Origin of the sequence: Sphingomonas sp. S6, from assembly GCF_043498045.1 — a bacterium.
Classification (GTDB): Bacteria; Pseudomonadota; Alphaproteobacteria; order Sphingomonadales; family Sphingomonadaceae; genus Sphingomonas.
Genome location: NZ_JBIEOE010000003.1, coordinates 1 through 17,755, shown reverse-complemented (window position 1 = coordinate 17,755; position 17,755 = coordinate 1). Strand labels below are relative to the sequence as shown.

Annotated in this window: 14 protein-coding genes and 1 pseudogene; 6 read left to right on the top strand and 9 right to left on the bottom strand. The window is 67.2% G+C overall.

Features of this window, described 5'->3' with window-relative positions; all coding sequences use genetic code 11:
• Positions 1–40 precede the first annotated feature (40 nt).
• The 8 genes from ACGVWT_RS05620 to hisG form a co-directional block, all read right to left on the bottom strand.
• Positions 41–1,981, bottom strand: a complete 1,941-nt coding sequence (locus tag ACGVWT_RS05620; RefSeq protein WP_315461691.1) for a S9 family peptidase — start codon at positions 1,979–1,981, stop codon at positions 41–43.
• 64 nt (positions 1,982–2,045) lie between these two features.
• Positions 2,046–3,242 carry a hypothetical protein gene (locus ACGVWT_RS05615; protein ID WP_315461690.1) on the bottom strand — a complete coding sequence of 399 codons (1,197 nt, stop codon included), beginning with the start codon at positions 3,240–3,242 and terminating at the stop codon, positions 2,046–2,048.
• A 173-nt stretch (positions 3,243–3,415) separates the two neighbouring features.
• Complete coding sequence (locus ACGVWT_RS05610) at positions 3,416–5,584, bottom strand: sodium-translocating pyrophosphatase (protein WP_315461689.1); 2,169 nt, start codon at positions 5,582–5,584, stop codon at positions 3,416–3,418.
• Positions 5,585–6,130: 546 nt separating this feature from the next.
• Positions 6,131–7,030, bottom strand: a complete 900-nt coding sequence (gene thiL, locus ACGVWT_RS05605) for a thiamine-phosphate kinase (protein WP_315461688.1) — start codon at positions 7,028–7,030, stop codon at positions 6,131–6,133.
• Positions 7,031–7,167: 137 nt separating this feature from the next.
• Positions 7,168–7,623 carry a transcription antitermination factor NusB gene (gene nusB, locus ACGVWT_RS05600; RefSeq protein ID WP_116462513.1) on the bottom strand — a complete coding sequence of 152 codons (456 nt, stop codon included), beginning with the start codon at positions 7,621–7,623 and terminating at the stop codon, positions 7,168–7,170.
• 202 nt (positions 7,624–7,825) lie between these two features.
• Entirely contained in the window at positions 7,826–8,380 is a 555-nt protein-coding gene (locus tag ACGVWT_RS05595; RefSeq protein WP_116462512.1) for a fasciclin domain-containing protein, read from the bottom strand.
• A gap of 295 nt (positions 8,381–8,675) precedes the next feature.
• Complete coding sequence (hisD, locus tag ACGVWT_RS05590; RefSeq protein WP_315461687.1) at positions 8,676–9,971, bottom strand: histidinol dehydrogenase; 1,296 nt, start codon at positions 9,969–9,971, stop codon at positions 8,676–8,678.
• Positions 9,968–10,627 (bottom strand): ATP phosphoribosyltransferase, encoded by a 660-nt coding sequence (gene hisG / locus ACGVWT_RS05585; RefSeq protein WP_315461686.1) that lies wholly within the window; start codon positions 10,625–10,627, stop codon positions 9,968–9,970. The genes hisD and hisG overlap by 4 nt, the downstream gene beginning before the upstream one ends.
• Before the next feature lie 61 nt (positions 10,628–10,688).
• On the opposite strand from hisG, the gene ACGVWT_RS05580 reads away from it, so the two are divergent.
• On the top strand, positions 10,689–11,801 hold the full coding sequence (locus ACGVWT_RS05580; protein ID WP_315461685.1) for a DUF2332 domain-containing protein: 1,113 nt from the start codon (positions 10,689–10,691) through the stop codon (positions 11,799–11,801).
• 163 nt (positions 11,802–11,964) lie between these two features.
• A protein-coding gene (locus ACGVWT_RS05575; RefSeq protein WP_288933965.1) for an IS5 family transposase occupies positions 11,965–12,722 on the top strand; the annotation gives its coding sequence in 2 pieces (ribosomal slippage) (positions 11,965–12,283 and positions 12,283–12,722; 759 coding nt in all).
• A gap of 14 nt (positions 12,723–12,736) precedes the next feature.
• Here the strand turns inward: ACGVWT_RS05575 and ACGVWT_RS05570 are convergent.
• Positions 12,737–12,988, bottom strand: a pseudogene (locus ACGVWT_RS05570) (site-specific DNA-methyltransferase); the annotation flags it as partial.
• A gap of 141 nt (positions 12,989–13,129) precedes the next feature.
• On the opposite strand from ACGVWT_RS05570, the gene ACGVWT_RS05565 reads away from it, so the two are divergent.
• The 4 genes from ACGVWT_RS05565 (at position 13,130) to ACGVWT_RS05550 (ending at position 17,266) form a co-directional block, all read left to right on the top strand.
• A complete protein-coding gene (locus ACGVWT_RS05565) occupies positions 13,130–14,278 on the top strand; it encodes an AAA family ATPase (RefSeq protein WP_066487632.1) in 1,149 nt (382 codons plus the stop codon).
• Between the two features lie 50 nt (positions 14,279–14,328).
• Positions 14,329–15,384, top strand: a complete 1,056-nt coding sequence (locus tag ACGVWT_RS05560) for a ParB/RepB/Spo0J family partition protein (RefSeq protein WP_066652229.1) — start codon at positions 14,329–14,331, stop codon at positions 15,382–15,384.
• A gap of 79 nt (positions 15,385–15,463) precedes the next feature.
• The gene (locus ACGVWT_RS05555) at positions 15,464–16,654 is read left to right on the top strand and encodes a replication initiator protein A (RefSeq protein ID WP_017980698.1); all 1,191 of its coding nucleotides are present in this window, start codon (positions 15,464–15,466) and stop codon (positions 16,652–16,654) included.
• Positions 16,655–17,056: 402 nt separating this feature from the next.
• Positions 17,057–17,266 (top strand): hypothetical protein, encoded by a 210-nt coding sequence (locus tag ACGVWT_RS05550; protein WP_063690300.1) that lies wholly within the window; start codon positions 17,057–17,059, stop codon positions 17,264–17,266.
• The last annotated feature ends 489 nt before the right edge of the window (positions 17,267–17,755 follow it).

The window sequence follows — 17,755 nt, the reverse complement described above, 5'->3', positions numbered from 1 at the left end:
GCGATGGCGGGATCGCTGGCGATCGGGCCGAGCAACGCCCTCACGCCGGATTGTACTTCGCCAGGAACGCGCCCATCGCGGTGAGAAATTCCAGCCGGTCCTGGCTGCGGGTGAAGTGGTGATCGCCCAGCGGCTGTTCGATATAGAGATAGGGCTTGCCGGCGGATTTGAGCGCATCGGCCATCTGGCGGGATTGTTTGACCGGCACGCGCTTGTCGGCCTTGCCGTGCATGAGCAGGACGGGGATCGTCACCTGATCGGCGCCGAAGCGGGGCGAGACGGCGTGGAGATCGGTCGCGCGCTTGGTCCAGTAGCGGCCCAGCGTCTTGCCGTTGAGGAATTGCGCGTCGTATTTCTTGATGCCGGCAAGGTCCGACACGCCGGCATAGGAGATGGCGCAGCGATACAGCGCGCCGTCGCGCTGGGCGGCGCGGAGCGCGGCATAGCCGCCGTAGGAGGCGCCGGCGATGCAGACGCGCTTGGGATCGGCGATGCCCTCCTTGGCGAGATAGGTAATGGCGTCGTTCAGATCGTCCTGCATCTTGAGGCCCCATTCGCCTTCGCCCGCCTTGACGAAGGCGGTGCCATAGCCGGACGAGCCGCGGTAATTGGGCTGGATGACGGCATAGCCCTGTTCGGCGAGATACTGGACCCACCAGTCCCAGCCTTCGCTGTCGCGCGCGATCGGGCCGCCATGGGGCAGGACGATCAGCGGCAGGTTCTTGGCGCCTGGGCGATGGCGGGGGAGCGTCAGGATCGCCTCGATCGGGGTGCCGTCGCGCGCAGTGTAATGGACGGTCTTCACCGGCGACAGGCTGCGGCCGGCGAGCGTGTCGTTCTGGAAGGCGTAGCGCTGCATGCGGTCGCTGGCGAGATCCCAGTAATAAAGCGCGCCGGCCTGCGACGGGCTGCCGACCTCGACCAGCAGCTGCGAACCGCTGGCGCTGCGCGAGACGATGCGCGCGCGGCGATTGCCGACCGCGGCGTCGGCGGCGGCCTGCACCTGCTTCAGGGCGGGGTCGAGCCAGACGACATGGTCGAACGTGTCGGTGACGCTGATCCCCTGCACGTCGTTGCCGGCGCGATTTTCGACGACGCCGTCGATGTCGTAGCCGGGGTGGTCGTACACCTTCTTGCCCAGTTTCAGGTCGGGCAGCGAGACCTCGTACAGCGCATCGCGGCCGCTGCTGTCGCTGGTCGCGAGTGCGGTGCCGTCGGCGCGGAAGGTGGTGGGGACGACGAAGCTCTGGTCTTTGCGCGAATCGCTGCGCGCGATGGTGCGGAAGGATTCGGCGTTGGAGCCGCGATAGAGCAGCGCGCCGCGCCCGGTGTCGTCGATATAGCGGATCCCCATGCGCAGCGTGCCGGCGCCGTCGGCATACCAGTCCCATACGTCGGGCTGGCTGGCGGCGACGCGACGGACCTTGCCGGTCGAGACGTCGGCGTCCCAGACGGACGGATAGATATCCGCCATCGTGTCGATCCCGGTCGATCGCGCGAACAGGATGTGCGGGCTGCCGTCCTTGTCCGACCAGAGCAGATCGTCGGCGCGGATGCCGGAATTGGTCCAGTCGATGCGGTTGAGCGTCTTCAGATCGGCGCTGAGGCCGACCATGCGGGTGATGTAGATGTCGTCCCCGTCGAGATGCGACTGGCTGCCGATGCCGGCGACGAGCCACCCGTCGCCGACCCAGCGCCACCAGTTGATGTCCATATTCTCGCCGACCTTCAGCGCGGCGGGCTTGCCGTCGAACAGCGGCATGACGACGAGGCTCTGGACGCCGTCGATCGCCATCTTCGCGGCGATGCGCGTACCGTCGGGCGACAGGCGGGGCGATTCGAATTTGGGCAGCTGGGCGAAGACCGCTGCGGGGATCGGGGCGTCAGCGGCGGGTGGGGCGACGGGCTGCGTCTGTGCGGTGGCGGTGGCGGTGACGGCGAACAGAGCGGTGGCGAGCGACAGCGCGCAGGTGCGAAGCATGGAAATCCCCCCGGTGGCCTTCCCCAAGGCCAGTGACGAAAGACTAACGCAGGTTAGTGCGGCGTCAATCCGCGTCGGGCGCGGGGGTGTACGCGACGTCGAGTATGCGGAGCCGGTAGCGGCCGGGGGGCAGCATCAGCGCGACGTCTTCGCCAGGCCGGATCGCGACGCGGTCCATCGGTACGGAGGCGGGCGGTTCGCCGTCGGGCCGGGCTTCGACGACGCGCCAGCCTGTGGTGGGGCGGAGTTCGGAGGGGATGCTGACGGGCGTGTCGCCGGCGGCGATCCGCCACGCCGGGCGGCCGCGGACGAAGCGGGCGGTGGGGTGATCGACCACGAGGTCGAAGGTGCCGGGCGGTTCATCCGCGGGCAGGGCGGCGAGGCGGGGCGTGCTACCGCCACCGTGGCAGGTCGTCTGCGAGATGGTGAGCGGGTCGATCCCGGTCTTGGCCTTAAGGCGCGTCGCCATCCAGCGCAGGCCGTCGGCGGTGGGGACTTCGATCGCATGGTGATAGCCGACGTGGACGAGCAGCTTGGCGCCCGGATGCGCGGCGACCCAGGCGGCGAGAGCGCTCGCCTGCGCTTCCTCGCGTACGGCAATCCGTTCCGTCTGGGAGAGTGTGGCGGTGGCGGGATCGTGATGCGCTTCGTAGGGGACGAGCGCGTAGCCCAGCCGCTTCGCGGTGCGGCCCAGCCGGCCGAAGGCGGCTTCGCCCAGGTAAAAGCCATCCTCGTCCGTGAGATAAGGAAGGCCCGGTTCGCGCAGGAAGGGCGAATAGAATTTCGGCGGCGTATCCGGTTGCGGGTTGGAGAGCGCCTCCATCGCCAGCGTCGTATAGCCCTCGGCCTGCAAGGGGGCGAGCAGCGCCGTTGTGAAACCGCGATGTTCGGAGCGTTCGTGGCTTTCGTTGATGATGACGATCGATGTCTTGCGGGCGCCCTGGATGATCGCCGTCAGCGGATCGGTGGTGTCCTTGGCGGGCGTGCAATGGGTGGGGTGATAATCGTCGCTGCTGGCGGCGATCAGGTCTTCGCGGCCGAACTGGCTGAACGTTTGCAGATTGGGGGCGCCGGCCAGCGGATGAACCGGATCAATGCGGGCGAGCGATTTGAGCCGGATTTCGGCGAGCGATCCTGCCTTCGGCGTCGCGGTTTCGTAGGGTGGTAGCAGGGTGACGCCAGCCGTCAGTGGCGCGGTATGTGCGGTGGCGCCCGTGGCGGACAGGACGAGGGCGAGCGGAAGGGCGCGGCGATGAATCATGATATACGAACTTCCCCCGGGTAGGGTCGGGAGGGTAACAGGGCCGATGTGGCCGTCAATTGGTGTGGGGTAGGCGGCAGACGTCACGGGAGTAAATCCCGTGACGTCGAACGGATCGGGCGGGACATCATCCCGCCCGTCCGCCGGCCGGTCGCGCTTGCCGAGGCTCTGCCTCAGCCTCCGCTGCCAGCTAGTGCTGCCAGCAGGAGCAGCGCGACGATATTCGTAATTTTAATCATCGGGTTGACCGCGGGGCCGGCGGTGTCCTTGTATGGATCGCCTACGGTGTCGCCCGTGACGGCAGCCTTATGGGCTTCGGAGCCCTTGCCGCCGTAATTGCCGTCTTCGATGTACTTCTTGGCATTGTCCCACGCGCCGCCGCCGCTGGTCATCGACAGCGCGACGAAGAGGCCGGAGACGATGACGCCCAACAGCATCGCGCCGAGCGAGGCGAAGCCCTGCGCCTGGCCTGCCACGCCGCGGATGATGAAATAGAGCGCGACCGGGGACAGGACGGGGAGCAGGCTGGGTACGATCATTTCCTTGATCGCGGCGCGGGTGACGAGGTCGACGGTGCGGCCGTAATTGGGGCGGCTGCTCCCTTCCATGATGCCGGGGTTGTCGCGGAACTGGCCGCGGACCTCTTCCACCACGGCGCCCGCTGCGCGACCCACCGCCGTCATGCCGAAGGCGCCGAACAGATAGGGCAGCAGCGCGCCGAGCAGCAGGCCGACGATGACGTACGGGTTGGAGAGACTGAAATCGACCGTCACGTCGGGGAAATAGGTGGCGAGGTCGGTCGTGTAGGCGCCGAACAGGACGAGCGCGGCAAGGCCGGCCGAGCCGATCGCATAGCCCTTGGTCACCGCCTTGGTGGTGTTGCCGACCGCGTCCAACGCGTCGGTGCGGGTGCGGACGTCGTCGGGCAGGCCCGCCATCTCGGCGATGCCGCCGGCATTGTCGGTGACGGGGCCGTAGGCGTCCAATGCCACGACCATGCCGGCGAGCGCGAGCATCGCGGTGGCGGCGAAGGCGATGCCGATGATGCCGGCCAGCTGGTAGGTGGCGATGACCGCGACGACGATGACGATCGTCGGGAGCGCGGTCGCCTCCAGGCTGATCGCGAGGCCCTGGATGACGTTGGTGCCGTGGCCGGTCTGGCTGGCGGCGGCGATCGATTTCACCGGGCGATAGTTGGTGCCCGTGTAATATTCGGTGATCCAGACGATCAGGCCGGTGACCGCGAGGCCGATGACCATGCACCAGAACAGGTCCATGCCGGTGAACGCCTGCGCCGTCGCGGCGGCGGCGCGGGGCGCTTCGAAGCCGGTGGTGAGATCGTCCGACACCGCGTCGAGGAAGCCGGCGCTGCCGATCGTGCGGTTGAGGTCGCCGAGCACATAGCGCGCGGCGAAGTAGATGGCGGGGATCGACAGCATAGCGCTGGTCCAGAAGCCCTTGTAGAGCGCGCCCATGATGCTGCCCTTCCCCAGGCGGACCATGTAGGTGCCTAGGATCGAGGTGACGATGCACACGCCGCCGACGATCAGCGGCAGGCTCATCAGCCGCATGAGTTCCGCGGCATCGGCGCGGATGAGCAGGGCGATCGAGATCATCGTGACGCCCAGCGTGACGACGTACGTTTCGAACAGATCGGCGGCCATGCCGGCGCAGTCGCCGACGTTATCACCGACGTTGTCGGCGATGACCGCGGGGTTGCGGGGATCGTCCTCCGGAATGCCGGCTTCGACCTTGCCGACAAGGTCGGCGCCGACGTCCGCCGCCTTCGTGAAGATGCCGCCGCCGAGGCGCGCGAAGATCGAGATGAGCGATGCGCCGAAGGCGAGGGCAGTCAGCGCCTCGACGATGACGCGGTCGTTGGGGGCGTGGCCGGCGGGGCCGGTGAGATACCAGAAGAAGGTGCTGATCGCGAGCAGGCCCAGGCCGGCGACGAGCATGCCGGTGACCGCGCCCGATCGGAACGCCATGGTGAGCCCGCCCTGCAGCGAGGTGCGTGCGGCCTCCGCGGTGCGGACGTTGGCGCGGACCGAGATGTTCATGCCGACATAGCCCGCGACGCCCGACAGGACCGCGCCGACGACGAAGCCGATGGTGGATACCGCGTTGAGCGTCAGGAACAGGATCGCCGCGACGATGACGCCGACGATCGCGATGGTGGTATATTGGCGGCCGAGATAGGCCTTGGCGCCTTCCTGGATGGCGGCGGCGATGTCCTGCATCCGGGCGTCGCCCGGAGAGGCGCGGAGCACCTGTTGGCTGGTGACGAAGCCATAGACCACGGCGATGACGCCGCAGAGGATGGCGAGGGCGACCGTGGTCATTCGCGCAAATCCTTCTCCTGTTGACGTCGCCGGCCGATGTCCCCCGGTCTGGCGCGCTGTGGGCGAGGCTATGGCGGTGGCGGGGGGAGTGCAAGCGGTTGTGGGTTGCGGTGGGTTACGGGGTGGGGGTGGGGGTTTTCGTCATTCCCGCGGAGGCAGGAATCCAGACGCGTAGGTCTCGCTTAGGCCGGAAGGTCAGAGGGTATGGATTCCCGCCTTCGCGGGAATGACGGTTTTGGGGGTGGGTGTGGCGTCCGCTTGCGCATCGTCACCCCGGACTTGGTCCGGGGTCCACTCTGCGGCGAGGGGGGAGGCTTGAAGCTCTTGCCGTTCCCTGGTGGCTCGGTGGACCCCGGAACTAGTCCGGGGTGACGGGGTGGGTAGGGGTGGTGTTGGGAGCCTTGCGGGGCGGGAATCCAGACGCGTAGGTCTCGCTTGGGCCGGAAGGTCAGAGGGTATGGAGTCCCGCCTTCGCGAGAGTGACGGTGTGGGTGGGTGGGGTGGGCGTTTCGAGCCTCGCGGGGCGCGAAGGACGTGGGGTTCGGCTTAGTGTTGGAAGCCTAAGCGGTCGGGGAGGGGGACGGGCTCTCCGCCGTCGAACAGGTGCAGGCCTTCGCCGCGGGCGAAGCGGCCGATGGGGGTTGCGGCGACGGGTGGCACGACGTTGGCGGGCATGGCGAACAGGAGTTCGTAGTCGTCGCCGGCGCTTGCTGCCGTCAGGCGCGCCGTGCGGTCCGTGCCGACGTGGGCGATGTAGGCGGGCGACAGCGGTACGGCGGCGAGGTCGACGATCACGGCGAGATTGCTCGCTGCGGCCATGCGGGCGGCGTCGATCAGCAGGCCGTCGCTGACGTCCATCATCGCATGCGCGAGGCGCGCGAGGATGCGGCCTTCCGCGAGGCGCGGTGTCGGGCGGCGGTAGCGGGCGGCGAGCGCGGCGGGGCCGGGCTGGCCTTGCGCGATGGCGAGGCCGGCGCCGGCATCGCCGATCGTGCCCGTCACCCAGAGAGCGTCATTCTCGCCCGCGCCGCCGCGCGGGGGGGCGGGGGTGTCGCAGCCGAAGGCGGTGACGGTGAGGACACGCGGCGCGCCGGGCGGCAGGCGGACGGTGTCGCCGCCGAGGATCTGCGCGTCGCACGCCGTCAGTACCTCGGCGAGGCCTTCGAGGAAGGCGCGGTCCCACGCGTCGTCGGTGAGGGGGTAGTTCAGGAGGATGCCGTCGGGCTTGCCGCCCTTGCCGGCGATATCGGACAGGTTGGTCGCGACGAGCTTCCACGCGACGTCCTGGGGGGTGTCGGAGGCGAGGAAGTGGACGCCCTCGACCAACGTGTCGGTGGTGACGACGAGGGGCGCCCGCGTCAGGCGGGCGCTGTCGTCCCGCAGCCCGCGCGCGGCAGGGTGGAGCGGGAGGGTACGCAGGGCGGCGAGGAAATCGGCTTCGGTCATGCGAGGGAGGCGGTGACGCTTCCACACCCTCCGTCATTGCGAGCGTAGCGAAGCCATCCAGAGCCAGCGCCAAGACGCTCTGGATTGCCGCGTCGCTGCGCTCCTCGCAATGACGGGATCGGGGTCAAAGCTGCCCCTTACGCCCGCACGTCCTTGGCGATGGCGTCGAGCAGGCCGTTGACGAAGCCCGATTCGCGGCGTTCGTAAAAGGCGTGGGCGACGTCGACATATTCGCTGATCGTCGCGCCGACCGGCACGTCCTTGCGCGCCATCAGTTCGTAGGTGCCGGCGCGCAGCAGCGCCTTCATCGGCTTGTCGAGGCGGGCGAGCGTCCAGCCGCTGGCGAGCTTCTTTTCGATCGCGAGGTCGATCTCGCCGGCACGCGCGGTGGTGCCCTTTACCAGGTCGTCGAAGAAATCGACGTCGGCCTCGGCATATTCCGCGTCCTCGATCGTCGCGCCGAGGCGGTGGTTGTGGAATTCGTGGAGCAATGCGGGCACCGGCGTGCCCTCCATCTCATGCTGGTAGAGCGCCTGAACGGCGGCGAGACGGGCGGCGGCGCGCGCCTGGGTACGGTTGGTGGTGCGGGACATCGTGCGGGCATGTAGTGGCGTGAATGCCGTCCGTCACCCCTTTGCGGAACGTGCGGTAGAGCACGTTCCGAAGGCGGTGCCGACCCGATGCTCCCCCTCCCGGCCACCCACATCGTATCCTGATGGGTGGCCGACGGGTCCCAGCAAAGTAATACTTCGCTGGGCGCCCCGGGAGGGGGAGCGGGCCGGCACCGAAGCCCACTCAGGGCATCAGAACGGTGTCGACGACGTGGATGACGCCGTTCGACTGCATCACGTCCTTGATCGTGACGTGGCTGGTGCCGCCCTTGGCGTCGGTGAGCATGATGCGGTTGCCCATCATCGTCGCGGTCAGCGGCTCGCCCTGCACGGTGGTGAGCGTCGCCTTGCCACCGCCAGCCTTGATCGCGGCGGCGATCTGCTTCGACGTCATCGTGCCGGCGACGACGTGATAGGTGAGGATGTTGGTGAGCGTCGCCTTATTCTCAGGCTTCACCAGCGTGTCGACGGTGCCGGCGGGCAGCTTGTTGAACGCCGCGTTGGTCGGCGCGAAGACGGTGAACGGGCCGGGGCCCGACAGCGTGTCGACGAGGCCGGCGGCCTTCACCGCGGCGACGAGCGTCGTGTGATCCTTCGAATTGACGGCGTTTTCGACGATCGTCTTGGTCGGGTACATGGCGGCACCGCCGACCATCGGGTTTTTGGGCGCCGACATCGCCGGGCCGGCGGCGAGCAGGGCGACGGCGGCGATCGCGCCGCGGAACTGGAAGCGGGTCATGTGGCATCCTTTATCTGGTCACCCTGGGTCGGGTGCGGCGGAGATACGTCCGTCGCGGCACAAAGATGCGTTGTTTCAGCAACTTAAACGTAAGTTGCTGAAATTGATGTAGATTAATTTTTGTTGCTGGGAGGGGTGCGAGGGCTGGCCCTGTTTCAGTTGTCTGATTTTATACGAAAATCCAGATAATGCTGTTCGTCATTGCGAGCGCAGCGAAGCAATCCAGAGTCGGACCAGGACGCCCTGGATTGCTTCGCTGCGCTCGCAATGACGAACGAGTGTCCGGCGCTCTGGATCAGCGATTGAGCCGCAACCGCAGGGCCACGGACCGCGCGTGGGCGGGGAGGCCTTCGGCGTGGGCGAGGGCGACGGTCGCGGGGCCGAGCTTGGCGAGTGCGGGCTCGTCGAGTCCCAGGAAGCTGGTGCGCTTCATGAAGTCGAGGACCGACAGGCCGCTGGCGAAGCGGGCGCGGCGTCCGGTGGGGAGGACGTGGTTGGGGCCGGCGACGTAATCGCCGATCGCCTCGGGCGTGTGGCGGCCGAGGAAGACGCTGCCGGCGTGGCGGACCTTATCGAACAGCGCCTGCGGGTTATCGACCGCGAGCTGGAGATGTTCGGGGGCGAGGCGGTCGACCAGCGGGCAGGCGGCTTCGAGCGACTCCACCACGATGATCGCGCCGTTGGCATCCCATGCGGCGCGCGCGACCGCGGCGGTGGGGAGGATGGCCAGTTCTTCATCGACCGCCCGCGCGACGGCTTGCGCATAGTCGGCGTCGTCGGTGAACAGGATCGACTGCGTGGTGGTGTCGTGCTCGGCCTGGCTGAGCAGGTCGGCGGCGGTCCATTGCGGATCGTTCTGCGCGTCGGCGACGACGACGATCTCGCTGGGGCCGGCGACCATATCGATGCCGACGACGCCATAGACCTGGCGCTTGGCTTCGGCGACCCAGGCGTTGCCGGGGCCGGTGACGACGTCGACGGGCGCGATGCGGCCGGCGCCATAAGCGAGCGCGGCGATCGCCTGCGCGCCGCCGATGCGCCACACCTCGTCGACGCCGGCGAGGTGCGCGGCGGCGAGGACGAGCGGGTTGATGTCGCCGTCCGGTGTGGGCGTGACCATCACCAGCCGCTCGACGCCCGCGACCTTGGCGGGGATGGCGTTCATCAGCAGCGACGAGGGGTAAGCCGCGCGGCCGCCGGGAACGTAGATGCCCGCGGCATCGACACCGCGCCAGCGCGCGCCGAGGCGGACGCCGGCCTCGTCGACATAATCGGTGTCGGTCGGCTTCTGGCGTTCGTGATAGGCGCGGATGCGGGTCGCGGCGAGGTCGAGCGCGTCGCGCAGCTGCGGGTCGAGCGCCTCATACGCCGCGGCGCAGGTAGCGGGTTCGATGCGCCAGCCGGTTTCGCTGAGGTCGTGGCGGTCGAGCTTTTGCGTGAAGGCGCGGATCGCCGCTTCGCCATCGTCGCGGACGGCGCGAATGATCGTCGCGACGTCGCGCGCGACATCGGCGGCGGCTTCGCGGCGGCCGTCGACCAGCGCGGTGAAGGCGTCGGCGAAGCCGGCGTCGCGTGTGTCGAGGTGGATCACTTCATGCCCTCCGCCACGGCGCGGCGGAATGCCTCGACCAGCGGCACGACTTCGGCACGGGTCTTCATCGCGGCGCGGTTGACGATCAGGCGGCTGGTGACTTCGGCGATCACCTCCACTTCGACGAGGCCGTTTTCCTTGAGCGTGCGGCCCGAGGAGACGAGGTCGACGATGCGCGGCGCGAGACCCAATGTCGGCGCCAGCTCCATCGCGCCGTTCAGCTTGACGCATTCCGCAGCCACGCCGCGATTGGCGAAATGGGCGGCGGTGATGTGCGGATATTTGGTCGCGACGCGCACATGGCTCCAGCCGCGCGGATCGTCGGTCGCGGCCATGGCGGCGGGTTCGGCGACCGAGATGCGGCAATGGCCGATGCCGAGATCGACGGGGGCGTAGAGTTCGGAATAATCGAACTCGGCCAGCACGTCCGACCCGACGATGCCGAGTTGCGCGGCGCCGTGCGCGACGAAGGTCGCGACGTCGAAGGCACGGACGCGGATCAGCTCGATATGCGGCACATCGGTGGCGAAGCGCAGCGCGCGGCTGTTTTCGTCGCCGAATGCGGCTTCGGGATGGATACCGGCGCGGGCGAGCAGGGGAAGGGCCTCGGAGAGGATGCGCCCCTTGGGCACGGCGATGACTAAAGGTGTCGGCACGCGCGGGGCTTTACTGGCGGTGGGGTGCAGGCGCAACACGGCGCCGGCAGGAGGCGAGTCGATGGCGGACGAGGCAGAGAATCTCAAGTCGTTCGAGGTGCAGGCGGGATATTGCCGAGCGATGGATGCGCCGGTGACGACGCGGCTCGTCGAGGCGCTGCCGGTGGCGCTGGATCGGTCGACGGCGACGGGGCGGACGGTGCTCGACTGGCCGGGCGAGCCGGTGGCGGATGCGATGGTGCTGCGCCTCGTCGGCGGGCTGCATGCGCTGCACCGAGCGGGCGCGGACGCCGATCTGTCACGGGTGTTCGCGGGCGAGACGACCGATCCGGGGAAAATCGCGGACGTGCTGCGGGCGACGCTGGCGCGACACGATGCGGCGATCCGGCCATGGCTCGACGGACCGCCGCAAACCAATGAGGTCGGGCGGTCGGCGGGTCTGATGACCGGGCTGTTGCATATCGCCGCGCGCTACGGCCCGCGAATCGAACTGCTCGAGATCGGATCGAGTGCGGGGCTGAACCTGATGATCGGCCAGTATGGCTTCGACCTGGGCGGCACGGCGGCCGGGCCGGCGGAGGCGGCGCTGACGCTCGTCCCCGACTGGCGCGGGCCGCCGCCGCCGGCGGTGCCGATTGCGGTTCAGCGGGTGAGGGGAGTCGATATCGCGCCGGTCGATCTGTCCGACGAGCGCCAGGCGCGGCGGTTGCAGGCCTATGTGTGGGTGGAGGCGACCGATCGGCAGGCGCGGCTGGCGCAGGCGATCGATCTGGTGCGCGCACACGGCGTTGACCTGGTGCAGGGCGATGCGGCGGATTGGGTGGAGGCGCGGCTCAGCGAAACGCCGGAGGCGGGCGTTACGCGCGTGCTGATGCATTCGGTGGTGTGGCAATATCTGCCGCCGGCGACGCGGGCGCGGATCGGCGAAGCGATGGCGGCGGCGGGCGCGCGTGCCACGCCGGAGCGGCCGCTCGGCTGGGTGATGATGGAGCCGAATCGCGACCTGCACCGGCATGAGGTGCGTGTGCGCGGCTGGCCGGGGGACACGCCGATGGAGCTGGTGGCGCTGACCCATGCGCATGGCGCCTGGGTGGAAGGGCTGTCGCCGCCCTATGAGACGCGCGACTATGTGATGCGGCGTGGGGCGTATGAAGCGGATGCCGGGACGGGGTGAACCGCCCCGGCGCTTACTGCACCGTCACCCCAGGCCTGATCCGGGATACCGGCTCAAGATCGGGATGACGGGGAGGGGGTTACGTCCGCTTAGGCAGTGTCTGCATTTAGCGGATTCCATTTGGAAGACCGATCTGATTCAAGGCTGGTGAAGGAGCCAAGCCTTGAGCAGACGAACGCTGACGGACGAGCAATGGGATCGGATTGCGGGTCATCTTCCGGGTCGGGAGGGGACGCGAGGGCGGAGCGGTGTCGACAACCGGCTATTTGTGGATGCGATCCTGTGGATGGCCGGCAATGCGGCGCGCTGGCGTGACCTGCCGGAGGTGTTCGGCAAGTGGACAGGGGTGCATGCGCGGTTCCGGCGGTGGTCGCATGCCGGTGTATGGGAACGGCTTTTCCATAGCCTGGCCGACACGCCGGACTTCGAATACGTCCTGATCGACAGCACCATCTCGAAGGCGCACGCCGATGCGGCGGGCGCAAAAGGGGGGCTGAAGCTGCCGCGATCGGTCGGTCCCGCGGCGGGCTGACGACCAAGCTGCATGCGGCGGTCGACGCCATCGGCCTGCCGATCCGTATCCATCCGACGCCCGGGCAATGGGGCGATCGCCCCCAGGCCGAAGCGCTGCTGACGGGCTTGAAGGGTGTCGGCCACGTCATCGCCGACGCCGCCTATGACGCCGATCCGCTACGCGTCTTCATCGCCGACAGTCTCGGTGCTACTGCCCACATCAAAGCCAATCCCAGCCGAACCGGAAAGCCTCCCATCGACTGGCGCCTCTACAAGGAACGCCATCAGGTTGAGTGCTTCTTCAACAAGCTCAAGCGCTTCCGCCGCATCGCCTTGCGCTGCGAGAAGACCATCTCCGCCTTCATGGGCTTCGTTCACCTCGCATGCGCCATGATCTGGCTGCGCTAAATGCAGACGCGGCCTAACGTGTCGTCATAATGGACAGAAACAGCCGACCGCGTATTGTAAGGCGGGTCGATGTAGATGCACTTCACCTGTCCGCGATAATTGGGCAGCAGGCTCTTGAGCGCCTCCAGATTGTCGCCTTGGATCAGCATGTTGCCGCTGCCGGGCGCGCCGGCGGAAAGCGCCGCGTCGCGCTCCAGCAGGCGGTACGGTACGGCATCCGCCGCCTTCACGTCGCGGTCGCGTGTCAGCCAGTGCAGGGTCGGCATTGTGTCCCCTTCGCCCGCCCTCTTGCCGCCCTGAATGAAATCTGGCAAGTTCGTTGCTGAAAAGGTTCAAGGGGCTTTGTCTTGGCACATGATGGTGCAGTGCTGACGCAGATCGGCGACCTCGCCGAGGCTGGCGAGCGGATGATCGAACGCCTCCGGCGCAAAGCGTTTCTGCCCGAGAGCCGCAAGGGGCTCAACGTTCGCTTCGGCATCGCCGAGGCGGCACAGCTGCTCGGCTGCTCTACCAACCGCATCCGCATGGCGGAAGATGACGGGAGATTGCCCCCTGCCCCCGCCTCCGAGAGCGGGCGCCGGCTGGGCTACACGGTCGAGGAAATGCTGCGGATGCGCGAGGTGCTGGGCGCGTCCCCTGCCCGCGCCCCGCTCGACGTGCCGGCGATCATCGCGGTGCAGAACTTCAAGGGCGGCGTTGGCAAGTCGACCGTCACCACGCACCTAGCCCATTATTTCGCGGTGCAGGGCTATCGCGTGCTGGTGGTCGATTGCGACAGCCAGGCGACGACGACGACCCTGTTCGGCTTCAACCCACACTTCAACATTACGCGGGAAGAGACGCTCTACCCGTATCTCTCGATTGACCCAACCCAGGCGGACCTGCTCTACGCGGTAAAGCGGACGCCGTGGCCGAACGTGGACCTGATCCCGTCCAATCTCGAACTGTTCGACGTTGAATATGAGCTGGCGGCAGCGGGCAGCGATGGCGGATCAGTGCTGGCGGCGCGGTTTCGCAAGCTGAAGCGCGGTTTGTCCGACCTCGCGCGCGACTATGACATCGTTCTGCTCGATCCGCCCCCTGCCCTCGGCACGATTAGCCTCGCAGTGATGCAGGCGGCGAACGCGCTGCTGGTGCCGCTGGCGGCCACCACGCCGGATTTCTGCTCCACCGTGCAATTCCTGTCGATGATGGATCAGGTGCTGCACCAGCTGACGGGCGCCGGCATCGAGGTCGACTACCAGTTCGTCCGGCTGATCTGCTCCAAGTTCGATGGCAACGATCCCAGCCACGCAATGGTGCGCGCGATCATGGAGCAGAGCTTCGGCCCTGCCCTGCTCCCGGTGCCGATCCTCGAATCGGCCGAGATCAGCCATGCGGCGATGCGGATGATGACCGTCTACGAGCTGGAAAAGCCGATCGGCACGCCCAAGACGCACAAGCGCAGCCGCGCCAATCTGGACGAGGCGCTGCGGCAGGTGGAGCAGCTCGTGCGCCAAAGCTGGGGGCGTGTCGAACCGGCCAGCGAGGAGGCGGTGATCCATGCCGCGGCCTGACCTTTCCTACAACGCCATGTTCTACTTACGTTCTGCACGGGAGGTGCGGCATGGCGCGTAAGCAATCGGACTATCTGGCGGCGCTGCTCGCAGATGACGCGTCCGAACAAGGCAATGCCCCCTTCCCTGCCCCGGCGCGCGAGGCTCCCCCGGAACGCGCGCGCACGACCACGCTGCTCGGTCGCGAGTCCGCGCTGGCGCGTGTGGCGAGCGGCGAGGTGCGGCAGGTCACCCAACTGCTGCTCGATCCCGCGCGCGTGCGCATCTGGCCGGGCAACGCTCGCACTTACGCGCACCTCTCGGAGGAGAATTGCCGCGAGCTGATCGACTCGATCGTCGCCGAGGGCGGACAGAAGGTGCCGGCGGTGGTGCGGCGCGTCGACGGCGATCCGGATCACGATTTCGAGGTGATCGCCGGCACGCGGCGGCATTGGTCGATCAGCTGGCTGCGTTCGCACAGCTATCCCGACATGCAGTTCGTGGCGCAGGTCGCGCAGCTGGATGATGAGGCGGCTTTCCGGCTGGCGGATCTGGAAAACCGCGCGCGGGCCGACGTGTCCGACCTGGAGCGGGCCCGCAACTATCTCGACGCGCTGAAGGCGCATTACGGCAACCACCAGACGCGGATGGCCGAACGGCTGAAGCTGTCCAAGGGCTGGCTGTCCAAGATGCTGAAGGTCGCCACGATCCCTGACGCGGTGATTGCCGCCTTCGCCTCGCCGGGCGACGTGCAGCTGAAGCCGGCCTATACACTGGCCCAGGCGCTAGACGACAAGGACATGGCCAAGGCGATCACCGCCATGGCGCGGCAGGTCGCCAAGGAACAGGCGGCACGTCGCGAGGCGGGCGCCCCCCCCTCCCCCGCCACGGACGTGCTGCGGCGGCTGCTCGACGCGCCAAAGGCGTTGTCCGGTGACGAAAGGCCGGAGCCGTACCGCTACGCCACCAAGTACGGGCGCACCGCACTGACGGTACAGTCGGCTAACCGGCAAGGCGTGACGATCCGCCTCCACGCGGGCTCTGGCGCAGACACGGACGAGTTGATGACCGCCTTGCGCGATGCACTGGCCCACCTCGAGGCGACCGGGAAAGGACTCCAGCGCTGATGTTTCCCCGGGGAAACATGCAGGGGCGGAGCATCGGTTTTGTAAACCGCTGGTCGATGTTTCCCCGGGGAAACATCGCATGACCCGCGCGCGCCGGGAGGCCGTGTCCGAGCAGTTCGAGCTGTTCCTCCCCTATCTTGCCGACTTGCCGCTGCGCGACCAGCGCGAAATGATGGAGCGGCCTTTCTTCAGCCTCGCAAAGTCGAAGCGTGTGAAGCCGATCGACTACCGATCACCGGACGGCAAGCTGTGGGTCCACGTCTCGGCCAATCCCGACTACGGCATGGCGACGATCTGGGACGCGGACATCCTGATCTACTGTGCCTCGATGCTCGCCGACATGGCGCGCCGCGGCGTTAACGACGTGCCGCGCAAGCTCCACCTGATGCCCTACGACCTGCTGCGCGCGATTGGGCGGCAGCCGACGGGTCGCGCCTATGAGCTGCTCGGCCAGGCGCTCGACCGGCTGGTGTCGACCACGGTCAAGACAAATATCCGTGCCGAGAACCGCCGCGAGGCGACGTTCAGCTGGCTCGACGGCTGGACGCAGCTGGTGGACGAGAAGACCGAGCGCTCGCGTGGCATGACAATCGAATTGTCGAACTGGTTCTGGGAAGGCGTGATGATGACCGGCGGCGTGCTGTCGATCGACCGCGCCTATTTCGACATCACCGGCGGGCGCGAGCGCTGGCTGTACAAGGTCGCGCGCAAGCATGCGGGCGGCGCCGGCGAGGCGGGCTTCGCCATCTCAATGCCGACGCTGTTCGAGAAGTCGGGCGCCGAGGGCCAGTATCGCCGCTTCAAGTTCGAGATCGCCAAGATCGCCGAGCGCGACGAACTGCCCGGCTATGCGCTGACGATAGAGCAGCCCGATGGCAAGCGCGAACCCGCGTTGCGGATGCGCCGGCGAAGCGAAGGCGAGACGAAGGCGGCGCCGTCAGCGAAGGCAGCGAAGACTGGCAAGGCACCCTCCCCCGCCCCGAAGCCCGATCCCGCTCTTGAGCCGACGGCCGAGCCCGGCGTCGATGCCGCCGCCCTGATCCGCCGCAGCGTGAAGAGCCTGTCGGGCCGCGCCACCTTCGGCGAGATCACCGACGCGACTCTGGCAACGCTGCGCGCCGAATGCCCCGGCTGGGACTATCAGACACTCCACGCTGACTTCCGCACCTGGATAGAGGCGGACGCAGGCCGGACCCCGGTGAGCTATCAGAACGCCTTCATCGGCTACGTGCGGCGCTTTGATGCTAAGAATCGGCATACGCTGCGGTAGAGAGATCACCTGCGATTCGTGGCCACCGAATAGGACGGCGTCGCCAGCGCGGGGTTCTGTGTCCGAACATCGAGCAGCAACGCGATCCTTTGGCAGACGCGGCACGGAGCTACAACTGGACGACGATTGTTGAAAAGGTCCGGGCAATGCCCGCGCTCGCCAACACTACGCGGCCGGGTAGCACATCCGGCTTCGCGCCGCTGCATCAGGTGGCGCATGGCGGTGGACCGTCATCCGTGGCGATGGCTCTGATCACGCGGGGCGCTTGGCGGAGCCTGCGCGAACTTTCACGCCGTCATCCGTGGCCGCGTCGGCGATCTGGAGGCGAAAAGCGGACTCCGCCTGCTACGACTGGCACCCATGCTAGAGACCTTCGGTGATCGATAGTTCCCGGAGTCCGAAATGTACGGTGGTTTCCGCTACAGCCTGGATTTGCAGGGCGCCGAACCGACCCTGGTGAGCGAGAGCTGTTGCCGCGTCGTGGAGGGATCCGAAGAGCGGCAAGAGGTCGACGTCCATTGCAGCAGACTGGTCCCGCAAAAGCCGCGTTCCACGGGCATCGAGATTATCCGCAAGGACGATGGCGTTCCGGATGTATCGCGTGGCGAGTGACAGATCCTTCCTACGGCCTCGTGGCGCACCGCAGATTCGGACAATTTGAACGTCGCCGGCGCAACGCCATCGCAAACTGATTCAATGAGAGTGCTCATTTTCCACCCGTCCGTCGATCATCGATACTCCGGGAACGCTAATCGACACTCCCGGAACGGCGAGGCGATACATCGGGAACGCGAGCATCGATCCTTCAGGAACGCCGCAACGATACTCCGGGAACGCACCTTCGAAAGCGAATCGTGGAAAGTCGCTGACTTGAGCAGTTACAGCGGCACCCCTAACTTCTTAACCTCTCATTGAACCCTCTAACCCCGCGAAATAATTTTCTTTGAATTTTGGAGATTCAGAAAGGCAGGCTCTAGGCAGTGTCTGCATTTAGCGGATTCCATTTGGAAGACCGATCTGATTCAAGGCTGGTGAAGGAGCCAAGCCTTGAGCAGACGAACGCTGACGGACGAGCAATGGGATCGGATTGCGGGTCATCTT

Coding starts and splice junctions, on each gene's coding strand:
- ACGVWT_RS05620 (WP_315461691.1), bottom strand. CDS start 1,981: ATGCTTCGCACCTGCGCGCTGTCGCTCGCCACCGCTCTGTTCGCCGTC.
- ACGVWT_RS05615 (WP_315461690.1), bottom strand. CDS start 3,242: ATGATTCATCGCCGCGCCCTTCCGCTCGCCCTCGTCCTGTCCGCCACG.
- ACGVWT_RS05610 (WP_315461689.1), bottom strand. CDS start 5,584: ATGACCACGGTCGCCCTCGCCATCCTCTGCGGCGTCATCGCCGTGGTC.
- thiL (WP_315461688.1), bottom strand. CDS start 7,030: ATGACCGAAGCCGATTTCCTCGCCGCCCTGCGTACCCTCCCGCTCCAC.
- nusB (WP_116462513.1), bottom strand. CDS start 7,623: ATGTCCCGCACCACCAACCGTACCCAGGCGCGCGCCGCCGCCCGTCTC.
- ACGVWT_RS05595 (WP_116462512.1), bottom strand. CDS start 8,380: ATGACCCGCTTCCAGTTCCGCGGCGCGATCGCCGCCGTCGCCCTGCTC.
- ACGVWT_RS05580 (WP_315461685.1), top strand. CDS start 10,689: ATGGCGGACGAGGCAGAGAATCTCAAGTCGTTCGAGGTGCAGGCGGGA.
- ACGVWT_RS05565 (WP_066487632.1), top strand. CDS start 13,130: ATGATCGAACGCCTCCGGCGCAAAGCGTTTCTGCCCGAGAGCCGCAAG.
- ACGVWT_RS05560 (WP_066652229.1), top strand. CDS start 14,329: ATGGCGCGTAAGCAATCGGACTATCTGGCGGCGCTGCTCGCAGATGAC.
- ACGVWT_RS05555 (WP_017980698.1), top strand. CDS start 15,464: ATGACCCGCGCGCGCCGGGAGGCCGTGTCCGAGCAGTTCGAGCTGTTC.
- ACGVWT_RS05550 (WP_063690300.1), top strand. CDS start 17,057: ATGTACGGTGGTTTCCGCTACAGCCTGGATTTGCAGGGCGCCGAACCG.